Origin of the sequence: Comamonas sp. Z3 (assembly GCF_008121565.1) — a bacterium.
Lineage (GTDB): Bacteria > Pseudomonadota > Gammaproteobacteria > Burkholderiales > Burkholderiaceae_C > Comamonas > Comamonas brasiliensis.
On the sequence record NZ_VOQU01000002.1, the window covers coordinates 683,916 to 702,508 of the forward strand.

The 18,593-nt window shown below is 60.4% G+C and carries 19 protein-coding genes; 16 read left to right on the top strand and 3 right to left on the bottom strand.

What is annotated here, in order from left to right; all coding sequences use genetic code 11:
• From FSY59_RS07800 to FSY59_RS07865, 14 genes are read left to right on the top strand one after another with little or no spacing between them, the layout of a single operon-like run.
• Positions 1-612: an NADH-quinone oxidoreductase subunit C gene (locus FSY59_RS07800; RefSeq protein ID WP_003057831.1), complete on the top strand. Its 612-nt coding sequence runs from the start codon at positions 1-3 to the stop codon at positions 610-612.
• 28 nt (positions 613-640) lie between these two features.
• Complete coding sequence (locus tag FSY59_RS07805; protein ID WP_003057830.1) at positions 641-1,894, top strand: NADH-quinone oxidoreductase subunit D; 1,254 nt, start codon at positions 641-643, stop codon at positions 1,892-1,894.
• Positions 1,891-2,382 (top strand): NADH-quinone oxidoreductase subunit NuoE, encoded by a 492-nt coding sequence (nuoE, locus tag FSY59_RS07810; protein ID WP_003057829.1) that lies wholly within the window; start codon positions 1,891-1,893, stop codon positions 2,380-2,382. The genes FSY59_RS07805 and nuoE overlap by 4 nt, the downstream gene beginning before the upstream one ends.
• Positions 2,379-3,743, top strand: a complete 1,365-nt coding sequence (gene nuoF, locus FSY59_RS07815; protein ID WP_003057828.1) for an NADH-quinone oxidoreductase subunit NuoF — start codon at positions 2,379-2,381, stop codon at positions 3,741-3,743. The genes nuoE and nuoF overlap by 4 nt, the downstream gene beginning before the upstream one ends.
• Before the next feature lie 23 nt (positions 3,744-3,766).
• Positions 3,767-5,884 (top strand): NADH-quinone oxidoreductase subunit NuoG, encoded by a 2,118-nt coding sequence (nuoG, locus tag FSY59_RS07820; RefSeq protein WP_148728751.1) that lies wholly within the window; start codon positions 3,767-3,769, stop codon positions 5,882-5,884.
• Complete coding sequence (nuoH, locus tag FSY59_RS07825) at positions 5,881-6,957, top strand: NADH-quinone oxidoreductase subunit NuoH (RefSeq protein WP_003057825.1); 1,077 nt, start codon at positions 5,881-5,883, stop codon at positions 6,955-6,957. Before nuoG ends, nuoH begins: the two co-directional genes overlap by 4 nt.
• 11 nt (positions 6,958-6,968) lie before the next feature.
• Complete coding sequence (nuoI, locus tag FSY59_RS07830; RefSeq protein ID WP_003057824.1) at positions 6,969-7,478, top strand: NADH-quinone oxidoreductase subunit NuoI; 510 nt, start codon at positions 6,969-6,971, stop codon at positions 7,476-7,478.
• 34 nt (positions 7,479-7,512) lie between these two features.
• The gene (locus FSY59_RS07835; protein WP_003057823.1) at positions 7,513-8,193 is read left to right on the top strand and encodes an NADH-quinone oxidoreductase subunit J; all 681 of its coding nucleotides are present in this window, start codon (positions 7,513-7,515) and stop codon (positions 8,191-8,193) included.
• Positions 8,190-8,498 (top strand): NADH-quinone oxidoreductase subunit NuoK, encoded by a 309-nt coding sequence (gene nuoK, locus FSY59_RS07840; RefSeq protein ID WP_003057821.1) that lies wholly within the window; start codon positions 8,190-8,192, stop codon positions 8,496-8,498. The genes FSY59_RS07835 and nuoK overlap by 4 nt, the downstream gene beginning before the upstream one ends.
• Positions 8,499-8,528: 30 nt before the next feature.
• Positions 8,529-10,565, top strand: coding sequence for an NADH-quinone oxidoreductase subunit L (nuoL, locus tag FSY59_RS07845; RefSeq protein ID WP_003057818.1), 2,037 nt, complete (start codon positions 8,529-8,531; stop codon positions 10,563-10,565).
• A 16-nt stretch (positions 10,566-10,581) separates the two neighbouring features.
• On the top strand, positions 10,582-12,057 hold the full coding sequence (locus FSY59_RS07850) for an NADH-quinone oxidoreductase subunit M (protein WP_019043772.1): 1,476 nt from the start codon (positions 10,582-10,584) through the stop codon (positions 12,055-12,057).
• A gap of 24 nt (positions 12,058-12,081) precedes the next feature.
• A complete protein-coding gene (gene nuoN, locus FSY59_RS07855) occupies positions 12,082-13,575 on the top strand; it encodes an NADH-quinone oxidoreductase subunit NuoN (RefSeq protein WP_003057815.1) in 1,494 nt (497 codons plus the stop codon).
• A 56-nt stretch (positions 13,576-13,631) separates the two neighbouring features.
• Positions 13,632-13,937, top strand: a complete 306-nt coding sequence (locus tag FSY59_RS07860; protein ID WP_003057814.1) for a DUF2818 family protein — start codon at positions 13,632-13,634, stop codon at positions 13,935-13,937.
• Between the two features lie 8 nt (positions 13,938-13,945).
• On the top strand, positions 13,946-14,458 hold the full coding sequence (locus tag FSY59_RS07865; RefSeq protein ID WP_148728752.1) for a DUF1178 family protein: 513 nt from the start codon (positions 13,946-13,948) through the stop codon (positions 14,456-14,458).
• Positions 14,459-14,491: 33 nt separating this feature from the next.
• Here FSY59_RS07865 and FSY59_RS07870 read toward each other — a convergent pair whose 3' ends face one another.
• From FSY59_RS07870 to FSY59_RS07880, 3 genes are read right to left on the bottom strand one after another with little or no spacing between them, the layout of a single operon-like run.
• Positions 14,492-15,280, bottom strand: coding sequence for an anti-sigma factor (locus FSY59_RS07870; protein WP_148728753.1), 789 nt, complete (start codon positions 15,278-15,280; stop codon positions 14,492-14,494).
• A gap of 11 nt (positions 15,281-15,291) precedes the next feature.
• Complete coding sequence (locus tag FSY59_RS07875) at positions 15,292-15,819, bottom strand: RNA polymerase sigma factor (protein ID WP_003057811.1); 528 nt, start codon at positions 15,817-15,819, stop codon at positions 15,292-15,294.
• Positions 15,820-16,209: a hypothetical protein gene (locus FSY59_RS07880; RefSeq protein WP_050872264.1), complete on the bottom strand. Its 390-nt coding sequence runs from the start codon at positions 16,207-16,209 to the stop codon at positions 15,820-15,822.
• Between the two features lie 718 nt (positions 16,210-16,927).
• Between FSY59_RS07880 and FSY59_RS07885 the strand changes: the two genes are divergently transcribed.
• The gene (locus FSY59_RS07885) at positions 16,928-17,698 is read left to right on the top strand and encodes an ABC transporter ATP-binding protein (protein ID WP_003057809.1); all 771 of its coding nucleotides are present in this window, start codon (positions 16,928-16,930) and stop codon (positions 17,696-17,698) included.
• A 120-nt stretch (positions 17,699-17,818) separates the two neighbouring features.
• On the top strand, positions 17,819-18,538 hold the full coding sequence (locus FSY59_RS07890; RefSeq protein WP_003064410.1) for an ABC transporter ATP-binding protein: 720 nt from the start codon (positions 17,819-17,821) through the stop codon (positions 18,536-18,538).
• Positions 18,539-18,593 lie beyond the last annotated feature (55 nt).

Below are 18,593 nucleotides of genomic sequence, written 5' to 3' on the forward strand. Positions count from 1 at the left end.
ATGACTGCAATTGCTATTCACCCCGAAAAACTTCGGGATGTGGTTACGGCTGCCTTGGGTGACAAGGTGCGCTCTGTCACTCTGGCCTACGGCGAAGTGACGGTGGAAGTGTCTGCTGGCCAGTATCTGGACGTGATGCAGATCCTGCGCAACGCGCCGGACTGCCAGTTCGAGATGCTGCTGGATCTGTGCGGCGTGGACTACTCCACTTATGCGGAAGTCGGCAAGGACGGTCCACGTTTTGCCGTGGTGTCTCACCTGATGTCCCTGACGCTGAACCAGCGTCTGCGTGTGCGTGTGTACTGTGCCGATGACGATTTCCCCGTGGTGGCTTCGATCAATCCGATCTGGAATTCTGCCAACTGGTTCGAGCGCGAAGCGTTCGATCTGTTCGGTATCGTGTTCGAAGGTCATGAAGACCTGCGCCGCATCCTGACCGACTATGGCTTCATCGGCCATCCGTTTCGCAAGGATTTCCCCCTGTCCGGTCACGTGGAAATGCGCTACGACGCCGAACAGCAACGTGTGGTGTACCAGCCCGTCACGATCGAGCCGCGCGAAATCACGCCGCGCATCATTCGTGAAGAAAACTATGGCGGAGGCCTGCACTAAAGGCGCGCGTCGCCTTTGACGGAAGACCATGGCTGAAATCAAGAACTATTCCCTGAACTTTGGTCCGCAGCACCCGGCAGCGCACGGTGTGCTGCGTCTGGTGTTGGAGCTCGATGGCGAAGTGGTGCAGCGCGCCGACCCGCACATCGGCCTGCTGCACCGTGCGACCGAAAAGCTGGCCGAAAGCAAGACCTATATCCAGTCGCTGCCCTATATGGACCGCCTGGATTACTGCTCGATGATGAGCAACGAGCATGCTTACTGCCTGGCCATCGAAAAGCTGATGGGCATCGAAGTGCCCATCCGCGCCCAGTACATCCGCGTGATGTTCTCGGAAATCACCCGCATCATGAATCACCTGATGTGGCTGGGTTCCTCGGGCAACGATGCCGGCAGCTCGACCATCCTGATCTACAGCTTCCGCGAGCGTGAAGCGCTGATGGACATGTACGAAGCGGTGTCGGGTGCACGCATGCACGCGGCCTACTTCCGTCCCGGTGGTGTGTACCGCGATCTGCCGGACAGCATGCCTCAGTACAAGGCCAGCAAGGTGCGCAATGTGCGCTCCATGGAGGCCATGAACGAAGACCGCAAGGGTTCGATGCTGGACTTCATCGATGCTTTCACGCAGCGCTTCCCCAAGTGCGCGGACGAGTACGAAACCTTGCTGACCGACAACCGTATCTGGAAGCAGCGTAATGTCGGCATCGGCGTGGTGTCTGCAGAGCGCGCCATCAATCTGGGTCTGACCGGTCCCATGCTGCGCGCCTCGGGCCTGCCCTGGGACATGCGCAAGACCCAGCCCTACGAGGTCTACGACAAGCTGGACTTCGATATTCCGGTGGGTGCCACGGGCGACTGCTACGACCGCTATCTGGTTCGCATGGCCGAAATGCGCGAGTCCAACAAGATCATCAAGCAATGCGTGGACTGGCTGCGTGTCAATCCCGGCCCGGTGATCACGGACAATCACAAGGTTGCGCCCGCCAGCCGTGAAGCCATGAAGTCCAACATGGAAGAGCTGATTCACCACTTCAAGCTCTTTACCGAAGGCTTCAAGGTTCCCGAAGGCGAGGCTTACGCTTCCGTCGAGCATCCCAAGGGTGAGTTCGGCATTTATTTGATCAGCGATGGCGCCAACAAGCCCTATCGACTGAAGATTCGTCCACCAGGATTTGCGCACATGGCTGCTCTCGATGAACTGAGCCGTGGCCATATGCTGGCTGACGCCGTGATGGTGCTCAGTACCCTGGACATCGTGTTTGGAGACGTTGACCGATGATTACCGAAGCGACCAGAGAACGCTTTGCGCGTGAGGTGGCAAAGTATCCGGCTGACCAGAAACAGTCTGCCGTCATGGCTTGCCTGTCTATCGTGCAGCAGGAGCAGGGCTGGGTCAGCCAGGAAAGTGAGGCAGTGATTGCCGAAGTCCTGGGAATGGCCGAGATTGCGGTGCACGAAGTCACCACCTTCTACAACATGTACAACCAGCAACCCGTTGGCAAGTACAAGCTGAATGTCTGCACCAATCTGCCATGCCAGCTGCGCGACGGCTACAAGGCTTTGCACCACCTGGAGCACAAGCTGGGCATCAAGATGGGCGAGACCACCAAGGATGGCCTGTTCACGCTGCAGCAGTCCGAGTGCCTGGGCGCCTGCGCCGATTCGCCCGTGATGCTGGTCAATGACCGTTGCATGTGCAGCTTCATGAGCAACGAAAAGCTCGACGAGCTGGTCGACGGTCTGCGTGCAGCGGAGGGTAAGGCATGAGCACGATTCTGAACAATCCTGCCGCCAATGCCGTACTGGCCAAGTTCGCATCGACCGGCAACGAAACCTGCTTCCACGACCGTCACATCAACCCCCAGATCTATGCGGATCTGAACGGCAGCAACTGGTCCATCAAGGACTATGAAGCACGCGGCGGCTATCAGGCCCTGCGCAAGCTGCTGGGCAAGGATGGCGGCGAGGGTCTGACGCAGGATCAGGTCATCGCGACGCTCAAGGAATCCGGCCTGCGCGGCCGTGGCGGTGCGGGCTTCCCCACGGGGTTGAAGTGGAGCTTCATGCCCCGCCAGTTCCCCGGTCAGAAGCATCTGGTCTGCAACTCCGATGAGGGCGAACCCGGTACCTGCAAGGACCGCGACATCCTGATGTTCAACCCGCACATCGTGATCGAAGGCATGATCATTGCCGCTTTCGCGATGGGCATCAGCATCGGCTACAACTACATCCACGGTGAAATCTTCGAAGTCTATGATCGCTTCGAGGCAGCCCTGGAAGAAGCCCGCGCAGCCGGCTACCTGGGTGACAACATCCTGGGCAGCAGCTTCAGCTTTCAGCTGCATGCCCACCATGGCTTCGGCGCCTACATCTGCGGCGAGGAAACCGCGCTGCTGGAATCGCTGGAAGGCAAGAAGGGCCAGCCCCGCTTCAAGCCGCCGTTCCCCGCCAGCTTCGGTCTGTACGGCAAGCCCACGACCATCAACAACACCGAGACTTTCGCGGCCGTTCCCTGGATCATCCGCAACGGTGGCCAGGCCTACCTGGAGTGCGGCAAGCCCAATAACGGCGGCACCAAGATCTTCTCGGTCAGCGGCGACGTGAACCTGCCCGGCAACTACGAAGTTCCCATGGGCACGCCTTTCAGCAAGCTGCTGGAACTGGCGGGTGGTGTGCGCACCGGTCGCAAGCTCAAGGCGGTGATCCCCGGCGGCTCTTCGTCGCCCGTGCTGCCTGCCGACATCATCATGGACTGCACGATGGACTATGACTCCATCTCCAAGGCGGGCTCCATGCTGGGTTCGGGCGCCGTGATCGTGATGGATGATTCGCGCGACATGGTCGAGTGCCTGCTGCGTCTGTCGTACTTCTATTCGCACGAGTCCTGCGGCCAGTGCACGCCCTGCCGTGAAGGTACGGGCTGGCTGTGGCGCGTGGTGAACCGTATTCAGCACGGCGAAGGCCGTCCGGAAGATATCGAGCTGTTGGACTCGGTATCCGTGAACATCATGGGCCGCACCATCTGTGCGCTCGGCGACGCGGCAGCCATGCCGGTTCGCGCCATGATCAAGCACTTCCGCCACGAGTTCGAAGCGAAGATCCAGAACGCTTCCAAACAGGCTGCATGAGCGCCTGATCGCGAGACAAGCATATGGTTGAAATTGAACTGGACGGAAAAAAGGTCGAGGTGACGGAAGGCAGCATGGTCATGCATGCAGCCGAGAAGGCCGGCACCTACATTCCTCACTTCTGCTACCACAAGAAGCTATCCATTGCGGCCAACTGCCGCATGTGCCTTGTGGATGTGGAAAAGGCTCCCAAGCCCATGCCCGCCTGCGCCACGCCAGTGACGCAGGGCATGATCGTGCGCACCAAGAGCGAGAAGGCCATCAAGGCACAACAGTCGGTGATGGAGTTCCTGCTCATCAATCACCCGCTGGACTGCCCCATCTGCGACCAGGGCGGCGAATGCCAGCTCCAGGATCTGGCAGTGGGTTATGGCAGCAGCTCTTCGCGCTACGAAGAAGAAAAGCGTGTGGTCTTCCACAAGAACGTGGGCCCGCTGATTTCCATGGAGGAAATGAGCCGCTGTATTCACTGCACACGTTGCGTGCGCTTTGGCCAGGAAGTGGCCGGCGTCATGGAGCTGGGCATGATTCACCGCGGCGAGCATTCCGAGATCACCACCGTGGTGGGCGATAGCGTGGATTCCGAGCTGTCGGGCAATATGATCGACATCTGCCCCGTGGGCGCCTTGACCAGCAAGCCCTTCCGCTACAGCGCCCGTACCTGGGAACTGTCGCGCCGCAAGTCGGTGGCTCCGCACGACTCCACGGGTTCCAACCTGATTGTTCAGGTCAAGAACCACAAGGTCATGCGCGTTGTGCCCTTCGAGAACGAAGAAGTCAACGAATGCTGGATTGCCGACCGCGACCGCTTCTCCTATGAAGCGCTGAACAGCGACGAACGCCTCACCAAGCCCATGCTCAAGCAGGGCGGCGAGTGGAAGGAAGTCGACTGGCAGACCGCCCTCGAATATGTGGCCAACGGCCTACAGCAGATCAAGAGCAACCATGGCGCCAGCGCCATCGGTGCTCTGGTCAGCCCGCACAGCACGCTGGAAGAGCTGTTCCTGGCCGGCAAGCTGGTGCGCGGCATCGGCAGCGACAATATCGACTACCGTCTGCGCAATGCCGAGTTCGCAGCCCCGCAAGGCGTGCAGTGGCTGGGTCTGCCCATCGCTGCACTGAGCACTCTGCAGTCGGCTCTGATCGTGGGCTCCAACCTGCGCAAGGACCATCCGCTGTTCGCACAGCGCATCCGCCAGGCAGCCAAGAAGGGCTGCAAGGTTTTCGCCATCAACGATCGCGTCTATGACTGGGCCTTGCCCGTCAACGCCTCGGTGGTCGCAGCCGGCGACTGGGCTCAGGCTCTGGCCGATGTGGCCGCTGCCGTGGCCGAGGCCAAGGGTGTCTCGGCTCCCGTGGCTGGTCAGGTCCATGACGAAGCCAAGGCGATTGCCGCCGCCCTGCTGGCCGGCGAGCAAAAGGCCGTGCTGCTTGGCAATGCCGCGGCGCACCATGCTCAGGCTTCCGCACTGCTGGCTCTGGCCAACTGGGTTGCCGAGCAGACCGGCGCCGCCGTGGGCTATCTGACCGAGGCCGCCAACACCGTGGGCGCGCAATGGGTCAAGGCCATGCCTGCTGGCAACGGTCTGAATGCAGCTCAGATGATTGATGGTGGCCTGAAGGCTGCCATCTTGCTGAACAACGAGCCCGAGTTCGACAGCGCTGCCGGCAAGGCCGCCATCGCAGGTCTGAACAAGGCCGAGATGGTGGTGACTCTGAGCCCCTTCAAGGCCAACCTGGAATTCAGCGATGTGCTGTTGCCCATTGCTCCGTTCACGGAAACCTCGGGCAGCTTCGTCAACGCCGAAGGCCGTCTGCAGAGCTTCCATGCCGTGGTCAAGCCTCTGGCGGACACACGCCCCGCATGGAAGGTGCTGCGCGTGCTGGCCAACCTGATGGGTGTTCCGGGCGTGGACTATGAAACGTCGCAAGACGTGCTGGCTGAGGCCACTGGCGGCGCTGCCCAAGTGCCCGCCAATGTGCTGAGCAACGCGGCCCAGGCCGTGAGCGCAGTGCCTGCCGGCACTGAGACTGCGCCTGCAGTCGCCAGCATTTACCAGCTCGACAGCATCGTGCGCCGCGCTACGTCGCTGCAATTGACGGCTGACGCTCGTCAGGTTCGTGAGGGAGGCGCCGCATGATCGACGCATTGAAAGCCTGGGGCGCGGGCCTGTCCGCCGCTCCCTTCTGGACCGATGTGGCCTGGCCCGTCATCTGGATTCTGCTCGGCATCGTGGCCATCGTGGCTCCCCTGATGGGTGCCGTGGCCTACCTCACGCTGTGGGAACGCAAGCTGCTGGGTTTCATGCAAATCCGTCTGGGCCCCAACCGCGTGGGTCCTTCGGGTCTGCTGCAGCCTCTGGCTGACGGCCTGAAGCTGCTGACCAAGGAACTGATTCAGCCCACGGCTGCAGCCAAGGGCCTGTTCTATGTGGGCCCCGTCATGGCCATCATGCCGGCCCTGGCGGCCTGGGTGGTGATTCCCTTCGCTCCCGATGTGGCCCTGGCCAACGTGAACGCAGGCCTGCTGCTGCTGATGGCCATCACTTCCATTGAAGTCTATGGCGTGATCATTGCGGGCTGGGCTTCCAACTCCAAGTACGCGTTCCTGGGCGCACTGCGCGCCTCGGCTCAGATGGTGAGCTACGAAATCGCGCTGGGCTTCTGTTTCCTGGTGGTCATCATGGTCACGGGCAGCATGAATCTGTCGGCCATCGTGATGAGCCAGGGTCAAGGTCAGTTCGCATCCATGGGCATGAGCATCCTGTCCTGGAACTGGCTGCCTCTGCTGCCCATCTTCATCGTCTACCTGATCTCGGTCGTTGCCGAAACCAATCGTCACCCGTTTGACGTGGTCGAAGGCGAAGCCGAAATCGTGGCCGGTCACATGGTCGAGTACTCGGGCATGGGCTTTGCGGTCTTCTTCCTGGCCGAATACGCGAGCATGTGGCTGGTCTCCATCCTGGCCGTGATCATGTTCCTGGGCGGCTGGCTGCCTCCGTTCGACTTCCTGGGCTTCATCCCCGGTTGGATCTGGCTGGCGATCAAGACCTTCCTGGTGGTGTCGTGCTTCATCTGGATTCGCGCTACCTTCCCGCGCTTCCGTTATGACCAGATCATGCGTCTGGGTTGGAAGATCTTCATTCCCGTCACCCTGGTGTGGCTGGTGGTTGTGGGTGCTTGGCTGTACTCGCCCTGGAACATCTGGAAATAAGCGGAGTACGTATGTCTGCAGTAGCTGCAACACCTTTCTCCTTCAAGGATTTCCTCAAGAGCTTCATGCTCTGGGAACTGGCCAAGGGCATGGCCCTGACTGGCCGCTACACCTTCCGTCGCAAGATCACGGTGCAGTTCCCTGAGGAAAAAACACCTCAGTCGCCACGCTTCCGTGGTCTGCACGCCCTGCGCCGTTATGAAAACGGCGAAGAGCGCTGCATTGCCTGCAAGCTTTGCGAGGCCGTGTGCCCTGCCATGGCCATCACCATCGAGTCCGATGTGCGTGACGACGGCTCGCGCCGTACCACGCGCTACGACATCGATCTGACCAAGTGCATCTTCTGTGGCTTCTGCGAAGAAAGCTGCCCGGTGGACTCCATCGTGGAGACGCACATCTTCGAATACCACGGCGAAAAGCGCGGTGATCTCTACTTCACCAAGGACATGCTCCTGGCAGTGGGTGACCGTTATGAAGCCGAGATCGCTGCCAACAAGGCGGCAGATGCCAAGTACCGCTGAAGCGGCTCCTTGATCACTTGAAAAGATTCGATCCATGGACGCCAAAACTGGTTTTTTCTATCTGTTCTCGGTCGTGCTGCTGTTTGCAGCCTTCCGGGTTGTCACGGCCCGCAATCCTGTGCATGCCGTGCTCAATCTGATTCTGGCCTTCTCGCAAGCGGCTGCCATCTGGCTGCTGCTCAAGGCTGAATTCCTCGGCATCGCTCTGGTGCTGGTCTATCTGGGCGCTGTGATGGTGCTGTTCCTGTTCGTGGTGATGATGCTCGATATCCGTATCGACGCCATGCGCCGCGGCTTCTGGAAGCATTTTCCGTTCGCCGCCCTGATCGGTGTGCTGATCGCCTTTGAAATGGGCATGGTGCTGATGGGCGGCTTCGGCGACGTCGAAGACGCCAAGGCCGTTGGCACGACCATGGTCAATGCCGCCGGTCAGACCGTTCCTTACTCGAACACACAGGCTCTGGGCAAGCTGCTTTACACGGAATACCTGTATCCCGTGGAAATCGCAGCCGTGATCCTGCTGGTGGCCATGATTGCCGCAATTGCCCTGACGCTGCGCAAGCGCAAGGACAGCAAGGCCATGAATCCTGCAGATCAAATTCGTGTGCGCGCCTCCGACCGCATCAAGCTGGTCAAGGTCGACAGCACCAAGCCTGCACAAAAACCTGACGCTGAAGCCGCGGCTGCAGCGCCTGCTGTGGAGACAAAAGCATGACGCTGACTTTGGGCCACTTCCTGACGCTGGGTGCCATGCTGTTTGCACTCTCCGTGGTTGGCATCTTTCTGAACCGCAAGAACCTGATCGTCTTGCTCATGGCCATCGAGCTGATGCTGCTGGCCGTGAACATGAACTTTGTCGCGTTTTCCAGCTATCTGGGCGACATGCACGGCCAGGTGTTCGTGTTTTTCATCCTGACAGTGGCTGCTGCTGAATCGGCCATCGGTCTGGCGATCTTGGTGCTGCTGTTCCGTAACAAGACAAGCATCGATGCGGAAGATCTCAACGCCCTCAAGGGTTGAGTCCGCCGTAACTTGCAAGGTTCTCAAGAAATGAGTCAAACCCTTTCTGCATCCATGCTGCTTGCGGTGCCTTTGGCACCGCTGGTCGGCTCCGCGCTCGCGGGTATCTGGGGCACGGCCTTTGGCGGCAACAAGATTGGTCGCACCGGCAGCAGCTCCCTGACGATTCTGGGCGTGCTCGTGGCCTTCGTTCTGTCGGCCCTCACGTTCCAGGCTGTCGTGTTCGACGGCGCAACGTTCAACGAGACCATCTACACCTGGATGGTCGTCGGCGGTCTGAAGATGGAAGTCGGTTTCCTGATCGACTCCATCACGGTGATGATGATGTGCGTGGTGACCTTTGTGTCGCTGATGGTGCACATCTACACCATGGGCTACATGGAGGAAGACGACGGCTACAACCGTTTCTTCTCCTATATCTCGCTGTTCACCTTCTCCATGTTGATGCTCGTCATGAGCAACAACCTGCTGCAGCTGTTCTTCGGCTGGGAAGCCGTGGGTCTGGTGTCCTATCTGCTGATCGGCTTCTACTACAAGAAGCCCACGGCCATCTTCGCCAACATGAAGGCCTTCCTGGTCAACCGAGTGGGTGACTTCGGCTTCATTCTGGGCATTGGTCTGATCGCTGCCTACACCGGCACGCTGAACTATTCTGAAATCTTCGCCAAGCTGCCCGAGATCCAGAACACCCAGCTGCCCGGCACGGGCTGGCTGCTGGTGACCGTGACTGCCATCTGCCTGTTCATCGGCGCGATGGGCAAGTCGGCCCAGTTCCCGCTGCACGCCTGGCTGCCGGACTCCATGGAAGGCCCCACGCCTATCTCCGCGCTGATTCACGCGGCGACCATGGTGACGGCCGGCATCTTCATGGTGTCGCGCATGTCTCCCCTGTACGAGCTGTCGGACGTTGCGCTGAACTTCATCCTGGTGATCGGCTCCATCACGGCGCTGTTCATGGGTATCTTGGGCATCATCCAGAACGACATCAAGCGCGTGATTGCGTACTCCACGCTGTCCCAGCTGGGCTACATGACCATCGCTCTGGGCGTTTCGGCCTACTCGGTGTCCGTGTTCCACCTGATGACCCACGCCTTCTTCAAGGCGCTGCTGTTCCTCGGTGCCGGCTCCGTCATCATGGGCATGCACCACAACCAGGACATCCGCTGGATGGGCGGCGTGCGCAAGTACATGCCCATCACCTGGATCACCTTCCTGCTGGGTAACCTCGCGCTGATCGGCACGCCTTTCTTCTCGGGCTTCTACTCCAAGGACGCCATCATCGAGGCGGTTCACGCTTCCAACCTGCCTGCAGCCGGCTTTGCAAACTTTGCCGTGCTGGCCGGTGTGTTCATCACGGCTTTCTATTCCTTCCGCCTGTACTTCATCGTCTTCCACGGCAAGGAACGCTACGACCAGAACCCCGATGCGCACCATGATGACCACCATGGTCATGACGACCACGGCCACGGCCATGACGCCAAGCCCCATGAGTCGCCTCTGGTGGTGACCGGTCCCCTGATGTTGCTGGCCATTCCTTCGGTGGTCATCGGTGCGATTGCGCTGATGCCCATGCTGTTTGGCGACTTCTTCAAGGGCGTGATCCACGTCGATGGCTCCAAGCACGGCGCCATGGCCGAACTGGCCGAGCAGATTCACGGCTGGGTGCCGATGGCACTGCACGGCTTCACGGCTGCGCCGTTCTGGCTGGCCCTGGCCGGTGTGGTGGTGTCCTATGTGTTCTACATGGTCAAGCCCGAGATTCCTGCCGCCATCATGGCTTTCTCCAAGAAGATTGGTCTGTACCAGGTTCTGGAAGGCAAGTACGGCGTGGACTGGGTGTACGAGAACATCTTCGCCCGCGGCGCCCGTGCCTTCGGTACCTTCTTCTGGAAGGCCGGCGATCAGGCCATCATCGATGGCGCCATCGTCAACGGCTCCTGGAAGCTCATGGCCAAGTTCGGTCAGTGGGTGCGCGGCCTGCAAACAGGCTATCTCTATCACTACGCGTTGGTCATGCTGTTGGGTATCGTTGCCCTCATGACGTACTTCGTGTGGCTCAACAAGTAGTAGGGGAAAAACAAAAATGGGTTTGTTGAGTCTTTCTATCTGGGTGCCGATTGCTTTCGGCGCCCTCCTGCTGGCCTTCAGCAAAGAAGGGCAGGCCAACGCGGTGCGCTGGCTGGCCCTGATCGGTGCGCTGATCGGCTTCGCGGTGACCATTCCTCTGATCACCGGCTTCGACACCACGACTGCCAATATGCAGTTTGTGGAAAATGCACTCTGGATTGAGCGCTTCAACATCCACTACCACCTGGGCGTGGATGGCATCTCCATGTGGTTCGTGCCGCTGACGGCTTTCATCACCGTCATCGTGGTGATCGCCTCCTGGGCCAACATCACCGAGCGCGTGAACCAGTACATGGGCGCGTTCCTGATCCTGTCGGGTCTGATGATCGGTGTGTTCGCCGCCATGGACGGCATGCTGTTCTACGTGTTCTTCGAAGCCACCCTGATCCCGATGTATCTGATCATCGGTATCTGGGGCGGCCCGAACCGTATCTACGCGGCCTTCAAGTTCTTCCTGTACACCTTGATGGGCTCGCTGCTCACGCTGGTCGCGCTGATCTATCTGTACACCCAGTCGGGCGGCAGCTTCGAGATCCTGGACTGGCACAAGCTGCCCCTGTCCGGTACTGCACAGACGCTGATCTTCTTCGCCTTCTTCGCCGCTTTTGCCGTGAAGGTGCCCATGTTCCCGGTTCACACCTGGCTGCCCGACGTTCACGTCGAAGCGCCTACCGGCGGTTCCGCCGTGCTGGCCGCGATCATGCTGAAGCTCGGTGCCTATGGCTTCCTGCGCTTCTCGCTGCCCATCGCTCCCGATGCGGCGCATGAGTGGTCGGGCCTGATGATCACGCTGTCGCTGATTGCCGTGATCTATGTGGGTGTGGTGGCTCTGGTGCAAAAGGACATGAAGAAGCTGGTGGCTTATTCGTCCGTGGCGCACATGGGTTTCGTGACCCTGGGCTTCTTCATGTTCAACAGCCTGGGCATTGCCGGCGGCCTGGTGCAGATGATCGCCCACGGCTTCGTGTCCGGCGCGATGTTCCTGTGCATCGGCGTGCTGTACGACCGCGTTCACTCGCGTGAGATCGCCGCTTACGGCGGCGTGGTCAACACCATGCCCAAGTTCGCTGCCTTTGCCCTGCTGTTTGCCATGGCCAACTGCGGTCTGCCCGCCACTGCCGGCTTCGTCGGCGAGTGGATGGTGATCCTGGGCGCCGTGCAATACAACTTCTGGATTGGTCTGGGCGCTGCAACCGCCCTGATCTTCGGCGCTGCCTACACCCTGTGGATGTACAAGCGCGTGTACCTGGGTGACGTGGCCAATGACCATGTGGCTGAACTCAAGGACATCAACTGCCGCGAATTCCTGGTGCTGGGCGTGCTGGCTGCGGCTGTGCTGGTCATGGGTCTGTATCCCAAGCCCTTCACCGATGTGATGGATGTGTCTGTGGCAGAGCTCATCAAGCATGTGGCTGTGAGCAAGCTCAACTGACCAGACTGAAACGAGAGACACGAGATGATTGACAACATCAGCTGGCTGGCGATCTACCCGGAGATCACTCTCCTGGTCATGGCCTGCGTCATTGCCTTGGTGGACCTGGGCATCAATAGTGCCCGTCGCACCGGCACCTATGTTCTGACCATGCTCACCCTGCTTGTCGTAGCGGTGATGCAGGGCATGTACGCCGCAAGCGGCAATACCTTCTACGGCTGGGGCAACATGGTTGTCTCGGACGCCATGGGCAACTGGCTCAAGTGCTTTGCCACTATCGCCATGATGATCACCATGGTCTACGGTCGCCCCTATGCGGCCGAGCGCGACATGCTGCGTGGCGGTGAGTTCTTCACGCTGTCCATGCTGGCCCTGCTGGGCATGTTCATCATGATCAGCGGCAACAACTTCCTGGTTCTGTACCTGGGCCTGGAGCTGCTGACCCTGTCGAGCTATGCGCTGGTGGCTCTGCGCCGCGACCACACCGTGGCCGTCGAAGCCGCCATGAAGTACTTCGTGCTGGGTGCCATGGCTTCCGGTTTCCTGCTGTACGGCATGTCCATGCTCTACGGTGCCACCGGTTCGCTGGATATCGGTCAGGTCTTCAAGGCCATCAATTCCGGTGAAATCAAGCACCAGGTGCTGGTCTTCGGTCTGGTCTTCGTGGTCGCCGGTCTGGCCTTCAAGCTGGGCGTCGTTCCCTTCCACATGTGGGTGCCCGACGTCTACCAGGGGGCACCTACTGCCATCACCGCCCTGATCGGCGGCGCGCCCAAGCTGGCTGCCTTTGCCATGACCATCCGCCTGCTGGTGGACGGCCTGCTGCCCCTGGCCATCGACTGGCAGCAGATGCTGATGGTTCTGGCCGTCTGCTCGCTGCTCATCGGCAATCTGGCCGGTCTGCAGCAGACCAGCCTCAAGCGCATGCTGGCTTATTCGACGATTTCCCAGATGGGCTTTGTGCTGCTGGGCCTGATGTCGGGTGTGGTGGATGGCAAGGTCGATCCTGCCACCGTCGAAAACGCCTACAGCTCGGCGATGTTCTACATCGTGACCTATGTGCTGACCGCTCTGGCGTCCTTCGGCGTGATCCTGCTGCTGGCCCGTGAAGGCTTTGAAAGCGAAGAGATTGCCGATCTGGCAGGACTGAACCAGCGCAGCCCGCTGTACGCCGGCGTGATGGCCATCTGCCTGTTCTCCATGGCCGGTATTCCTCCGCTGGTCGGCTTCTACGCCAAGCTGTCCGTGCTGCAGGCCCTGGTCGCTTCGGGCAGCAGCCTGTACATCGGCCTGGCCGTGTTTGCCGTGATCATGTCGCTGATCGGCGCCTTCTATTACCTGCGCGTGGTCAAGGTCATGTACTTTGATGCTCCAATCACTGCTACCAGCGTGTCCGCTCCTCTGGATGTGCGCGTTGTGCTGACGATCAACGGTGCGCTGGTTCTGCTGCTGGGCATTCTGCCTGGCGGGCTGATGGCCTTGTGCGCTGACGCCGTTGTGCGTGCCCTGGCTTCCTGATAAGACGAACGTGATGAGGGCTTGATGCCCTCATCGCTTTTTCTAGGAATGGCTTTGTGTCTATAACCGCCTCTATCTGGCTCATCATCTTGGCTGCCCTTGTGGCAGCCAATTTGCCTTTTATCAACCAGCGTCTGGGCATTGTCGGCCCCGTCATGGCCGGTCGCAAACCGCTGTGGGTGCGCCTGCTGGAAATGATTGCCCTGTATCTGCTGGTGGGCGGCCTGGGCTTGCTGCTGGAGCGCCGCGCCGGCCAGATATCTCCCCAAGGCTGGGAGTTCTATGCCATCACTGCTACGCTGTTTCTGACGCTGGCATTTCCCGGCTTTGTTTATCGCTATCTGGTTCACCGCAAGGGTTGAGTGGCGCCATGAAAGTGCTTGATCTTCACTGCCCGGCAGGCCATGTCTTCGAAGGCTGGTTTGCTTCGGAAGATGATTTTCAGAATCAGCTGCAGCGCAAGCTGGTGCAATGCCCTGTTTGCGGCGACAGCGATGTGACCAAGCGCTTGAGTGCTCCCCGTCTCAATCTGGGCGCACAGCCGCCCAAAGCTGCCCAGGCTTCGCAACCGGCCCCTGCCGCAGCGCCGGTACTTCCTGCGGCCAGTCCCGAAATCAGCGCCGAGGCGCGCGCGCATCTTCAGTCCATGCAGGTAGCATGGATGCAGTGGTCGCGCAAGGTCGCTCAAAGCAGCGAGGATGTCGGCAAAAAATTTGCCGAAGAGGCGCGCCGCATTCACTACGGCGAAACCGAGGAACGCGCCATTCGCGGTCAGACCAGTGCCCGGGAGGCCATGGAGCTGATCGAAGAGGGCATTGGCGTCCTGCCCCTGGCCCTGCCCGAGTCGGCCAGCGGTGAAGGCGGAAGCGGCAGCCTGCAATAGGACAACCCTGCCTCCGATCGGAGGCCTGCGGCTTCAGTTCAGTTGCTGATAGACCGCGTTGGCCAGAGCCTGCAGGCGCTCGCGCGGCAGGGAAGCACTCAAGGCATAGCCTTGCCGGCCCTCTATCCAGTAAAAGCCATGGCTTGCGCCGTCGCTGCTCCACTGAAAGGAGGCAGGGGCGGAAGCGGCTGCCGTCTCGGGATCGAGCACCGAGACATACAGGGTGACGCGCTGGCCCGCCTGATCCTCGTACATGAACTGGGCGCGGGCCTGGCCGGTCTCTCCGGGCAGCAGCCGCCCGCCCATGAGATGAAAGCCCTGGGCTTCCAGCACCGGGGGCTTGAGCGCAACGCCCAGCCGCTTGGACAGCCACTGCACCAGATGCGCCTGCTGCTGCGCTGCTACCTCGACGGGGTGTCGCTGCTCGGGCACATAGACGGCATGGGCAGCCGCCGCCTCGCGCACAAAGCCTGGCAATTGAGCGGCCGTGTCGGCCGACAGCGAGCCGGATTTTTGCTGGCCTGCACCATAGCCCAGTCCCAGGCCCACGCTGAGCATGATGCCTGCGGCCAGCGCATGTGGCCAGTGCCACTGCAGCGCCGGCTTTTGCAGCGATCGCATGAGCTGGGGCGGGACCGGCTCTTCGAGCAATTGCGCATGCAGAGCCTGAAGGCCGGCGTTCTGGGCCTGAATGGCAGCCATGCGCGCTGCTTCTTCGGGGTGTTCGGCCAGCCATTGCGCCACGGCCGCAGCGGCATCGGGCTGCAGCTCTCCATCCACCCAGGCATGCAGCGTGGTTTCATCGGGGCGCTGGGGTGTCATTGCACTTTCCTTCATTTGACAGCCCTCAACACGGTCGTCACGGGTCTTTCTCCTTCCATGAGGCGCCTGAGCTGCTCGCGGGCGCGCGAGAGGCGCGACATCACCGTTCCCACGGGAACGCCCAGCATCTGCGCGGCTTCGCCATAGCTGAACTGCTCCATGCCGATCAGCAGCAATACCTCGCGGGCCTGCGGCGTGAGATGGGACAGGGCCCGCTCCAGATCCAGCTGCAGCGCCAGCCTGGGCATGGGGTCGTGGGGCGTGTCCTGGGCCTCGTCAAGCGCCACCATGCGATGCCGCGAGGACTGCTGCCACTGATTGGCGTAGAGGTTGTGCATCAAGGTCAGCAGCCAGCTGAGCAAGGCCTTTTGCACCTGCTCGGCCGAGGCGGCGACCGGCGGCTGCCACAGGGCCCACTTCTGGCAGGCGCGCTCCAGGGTGTCCTGGACCAGATCGTCTGCCTGCGCAGCATCGCCCGCCAGCGCGCGCGCATAGCGGCGCAGGCGGGGAATATGGACCAGGGCGGCGTCGACCTTCACTCAAGGCTTGGCGACATGCCAGCTATTGTTGAGGAAGCCGTCACCCGTCATGTCGCCGGGTTTGGCATCCTTGACCCAGTGATACAGGGGGCGGCCCTTGTAGGCCCATTGCTTGCTGCCGTCGTCGCGCATCACCACGGTCCAGTCGCCGATCGGCGCTGCATTCGCCGGTGCCATCAGAGGCGGCCAGTTGGTGGCGCAGCCGCCGTTGCAGACGCTTTTTCCGGAGCCTGCAGCATCCTTGTCAAAGACGTAGAGCGTCATCTGGGTCGGTCCTACCAGCACGCCATTGAGGGTGGTGGCAGGAGACTTGGCCGGGGCGGCCGGGCCGGTCGAGCAGGCCGCCAGCAGGGCGGCAGAAGCGAGCGTCAGCGAAGCGATGCGAAACATGAGGTCTCTCCTTGTGGTTGACCAGCAGTAAACAGTTCTGCACGGGGTTTTATTCCATGCGTTTTCACGCCGGAACTCAAGAGCAGCGCAGCCGGTTTTTCAGACACGCGCTTCTGCATCGATGAAAAAATATTTTGATAGCTGCTATCGCAAGTTCGCTATGTGTTTCAAAAATAAAACGATTTGAAACTCATATAAATAAAGCGCAAGAAGCTTCTGAATCAATAGCGCGATGGCTGATCTTTGTCGTCCTGGGTTTTTGAGGGCGACAAATAGCAAGCATATTTGCGCGCATTGGGCTAGTAACCCAGTTACTCCAGTGGGCATTGAGAAACTCAGGGTTTACGGCATCAGGGGCAATCTGGGGAGCGCTGTGCTGCGGGTGCATATTCCATTTCGTCTCATTAATATTGATAGCGCAATACATATAAGGGATAAGCTTTTTGCAGCTTCCGAGGTGGATGCTGACATCCTTTGGAGTGCCGCTGTCTCCTGTGCGACCGCTTTGCTGTCGGGATTCTGAAGTTTGTAATTACTCCTGCTTTGGATGCTTGTTTTACAAGGGATTAGGGAAAGCCTAAGTCTCGCCGGGCACCACTCCTAGGAGTTTCCCGCTGCGGCACTGCAGCATGAAAGACCAAGATGCCGCTCAGGCAGAGGAAGCACGGCAAGGTGCTGCCCTCTTTGTTTTGCAGCATTCAGGACTGATGGCCAGCGCATGAGCGACCTTATTCTCGAAACCAGGCAACTCACCAAAGAGTTCAAAGGCTTTACCGCGGTCAGCAAGGTGGATCTGGCCGTGCAGCGTGGCTCCATTCATGCGCTGATCGGGCCCAATGGCGCGGGCAAGACCACTTGCTTCAATCTGCTGACCAAGTTTCTGGAGCCCACTTCCGGGAGCATTCAGTTCAACGGGGCAGACATTACCCGCGAGGCGCCGGCACAGATTGCGCGACGCGGCGTGATTCGCTCGTTTCAGATTTCCGCCGTCTTCCCGCATTGCACCCTGCTGGAGAACGTGCGCATCGGCCTGCAGCGCAAGCTGGGCACGGCCTACCAGTTCTGGACCAGCGAAAAGACGCTCAATCAGCTCAATGACCGCGCCATGGAGTTGCTGACCGAAGTCGGTCTGCAGGACCTGGCCGATGAAGTGACCGTGAACCTGCCCTATGGACGCAAGCGTGCCCTGGAAATTGCGACCACGCTGGCCATGGAGCCCGAGCTGATGCTGCTGGACGAGCCCACTCAGGGCATGGGCCATGAAGACGTGGACCGCGTGACCCAGCTCATCAAGAAGGTCTCGGCCGGTCGCACCATCCTGATGGTGGAGCACAACATGAAGGTGATCGCCACCATCGCCGATCGCATCACCGTGCTGCAGCGCGGCGCGGTTCTGGCCGAAGGTCGCTATGAAGAGGTTTCCCGCAATCCGCAGGTGATGGAGGCCTATATGGGGACCACGGACGGGCAGCTTCAGGGGGCGCATTGAAGGCTCCCCCTGTGCCGCTCACGCGGCTTTCCCCTGAGGGGGACAACACCATCGCTGCGGGGCGGCCCTTGCTTGGTGTTTCTGACTTGGGTTCGTGCCAGTTTTGAGATCAGATGAACAATGAATAAGACAAGTACTCCGGCGCTGGAAATTTCGGGACTCAATGCCTGGTATGGCGAATCCCATGTGCTGCATGGCATGGATCTGGTGGTCAATCCCGGCGAGGTGGTGACCTTGCTGGGCCGCAATGGCGCGGGGCGCACTTCCACGCTGCGCGCCATCATGGGGCTGACCGGCTCGCGCAAGGGCTCGATCAGGATCAACGGCGTGGAAACCATTCACATGCCCACGCACAAGATCGCCCACCTGGGCGTGGGCTACTGCCCGGAGGAGCGCGGCATTTTCTCCAGCCTGTCCTGCGAAGAGAACCTGATGCTGCCGCCGCCGCTCAAGACCGGCGAGCCGGGGATGAGCATCGACGAGATCTACCAGATGTTCCCCAATCTCTATGAGCGCAGGAACAGCCAGGGCACACGCCTGTCGGGCGGCGAGCAGCAGATGCTGGCCGTGGCGCGCATTCTGCGCACGGGCGCGCGCCTGTTGCTGCTCGACGAGATTTCCGAAGGTCTGGCCCCCGTCATCGTCCAGACCCTGGCTCGCATGATCACCACGCTGCGCGAGAAAGGCTACACCGTGGTGATGGTGGAGCAGAACTTCCGCTTTGCCGCCCCGCTGGCCGACCGCTTCTATGTGGTCGAGCACGGCCATGTCGCCCTGCGCTTCGGAGCCAGCGAACTGGACGAGAAGATGTCCGTGCTCAACGAGCTGCTGGGCGTCTGAGCCTTCAAGCACCTCCCATTCGTTCACAACAGAGATCCAACCCGTGGAGATAAAG

Excerpts from the sequence above, each read along its gene's own strand:
- FSY59_RS07800 (WP_003057831.1), top strand. The coding sequence starts at position 1 with ATGACTGCAATTGCTATTCACCCCGAAAAACTTCGGGATGTGGTTACG.
- FSY59_RS07805 (WP_003057830.1), top strand. The coding sequence starts at position 641 with ATGGCTGAAATCAAGAACTATTCCCTGAACTTTGGTCCGCAGCACCCG.
- nuoE (WP_003057829.1), top strand. The coding sequence starts at position 1,891 with ATGATTACCGAAGCGACCAGAGAACGCTTTGCGCGTGAGGTGGCAAAG.
- nuoF (WP_003057828.1), top strand. The coding sequence starts at position 2,379 with ATGAGCACGATTCTGAACAATCCTGCCGCCAATGCCGTACTGGCCAAG.
- nuoG (WP_148728751.1), top strand. The coding sequence starts at position 3,767 with ATGGTTGAAATTGAACTGGACGGAAAAAAGGTCGAGGTGACGGAAGGC.
- nuoH (WP_003057825.1), top strand. The coding sequence starts at position 5,881 with ATGATCGACGCATTGAAAGCCTGGGGCGCGGGCCTGTCCGCCGCTCCC.
- nuoI (WP_003057824.1), top strand. The coding sequence starts at position 6,969 with ATGTCTGCAGTAGCTGCAACACCTTTCTCCTTCAAGGATTTCCTCAAG.
- FSY59_RS07835 (WP_003057823.1), top strand. The coding sequence starts at position 7,513 with ATGGACGCCAAAACTGGTTTTTTCTATCTGTTCTCGGTCGTGCTGCTG.
- nuoK (WP_003057821.1), top strand. The coding sequence starts at position 8,190 with ATGACGCTGACTTTGGGCCACTTCCTGACGCTGGGTGCCATGCTGTTT.
- nuoL (WP_003057818.1), top strand. The coding sequence starts at position 8,529 with ATGAGTCAAACCCTTTCTGCATCCATGCTGCTTGCGGTGCCTTTGGCA.
- FSY59_RS07850 (WP_019043772.1), top strand. The coding sequence starts at position 10,582 with ATGGGTTTGTTGAGTCTTTCTATCTGGGTGCCGATTGCTTTCGGCGCC.
- nuoN (WP_003057815.1), top strand. The coding sequence starts at position 12,082 with ATGATTGACAACATCAGCTGGCTGGCGATCTACCCGGAGATCACTCTC.
- FSY59_RS07865 (WP_148728752.1), top strand. The coding sequence starts at position 13,946 with ATGAAAGTGCTTGATCTTCACTGCCCGGCAGGCCATGTCTTCGAAGGC.
- FSY59_RS07870 (WP_148728753.1), bottom strand. The coding sequence starts at position 15,280 with ATGACACCCCAGCGCCCCGATGAAACCACGCTGCATGCCTGGGTGGAT.
- FSY59_RS07880 (WP_050872264.1), bottom strand. The coding sequence starts at position 16,209 with ATGTTTCGCATCGCTTCGCTGACGCTCGCTTCTGCCGCCCTGCTGGCG.
- FSY59_RS07885 (WP_003057809.1), top strand. The coding sequence starts at position 16,928 with ATGAGCGACCTTATTCTCGAAACCAGGCAACTCACCAAAGAGTTCAAA.
- FSY59_RS07890 (WP_003064410.1), top strand. The coding sequence starts at position 17,819 with ATGAATAAGACAAGTACTCCGGCGCTGGAAATTTCGGGACTCAATGCC.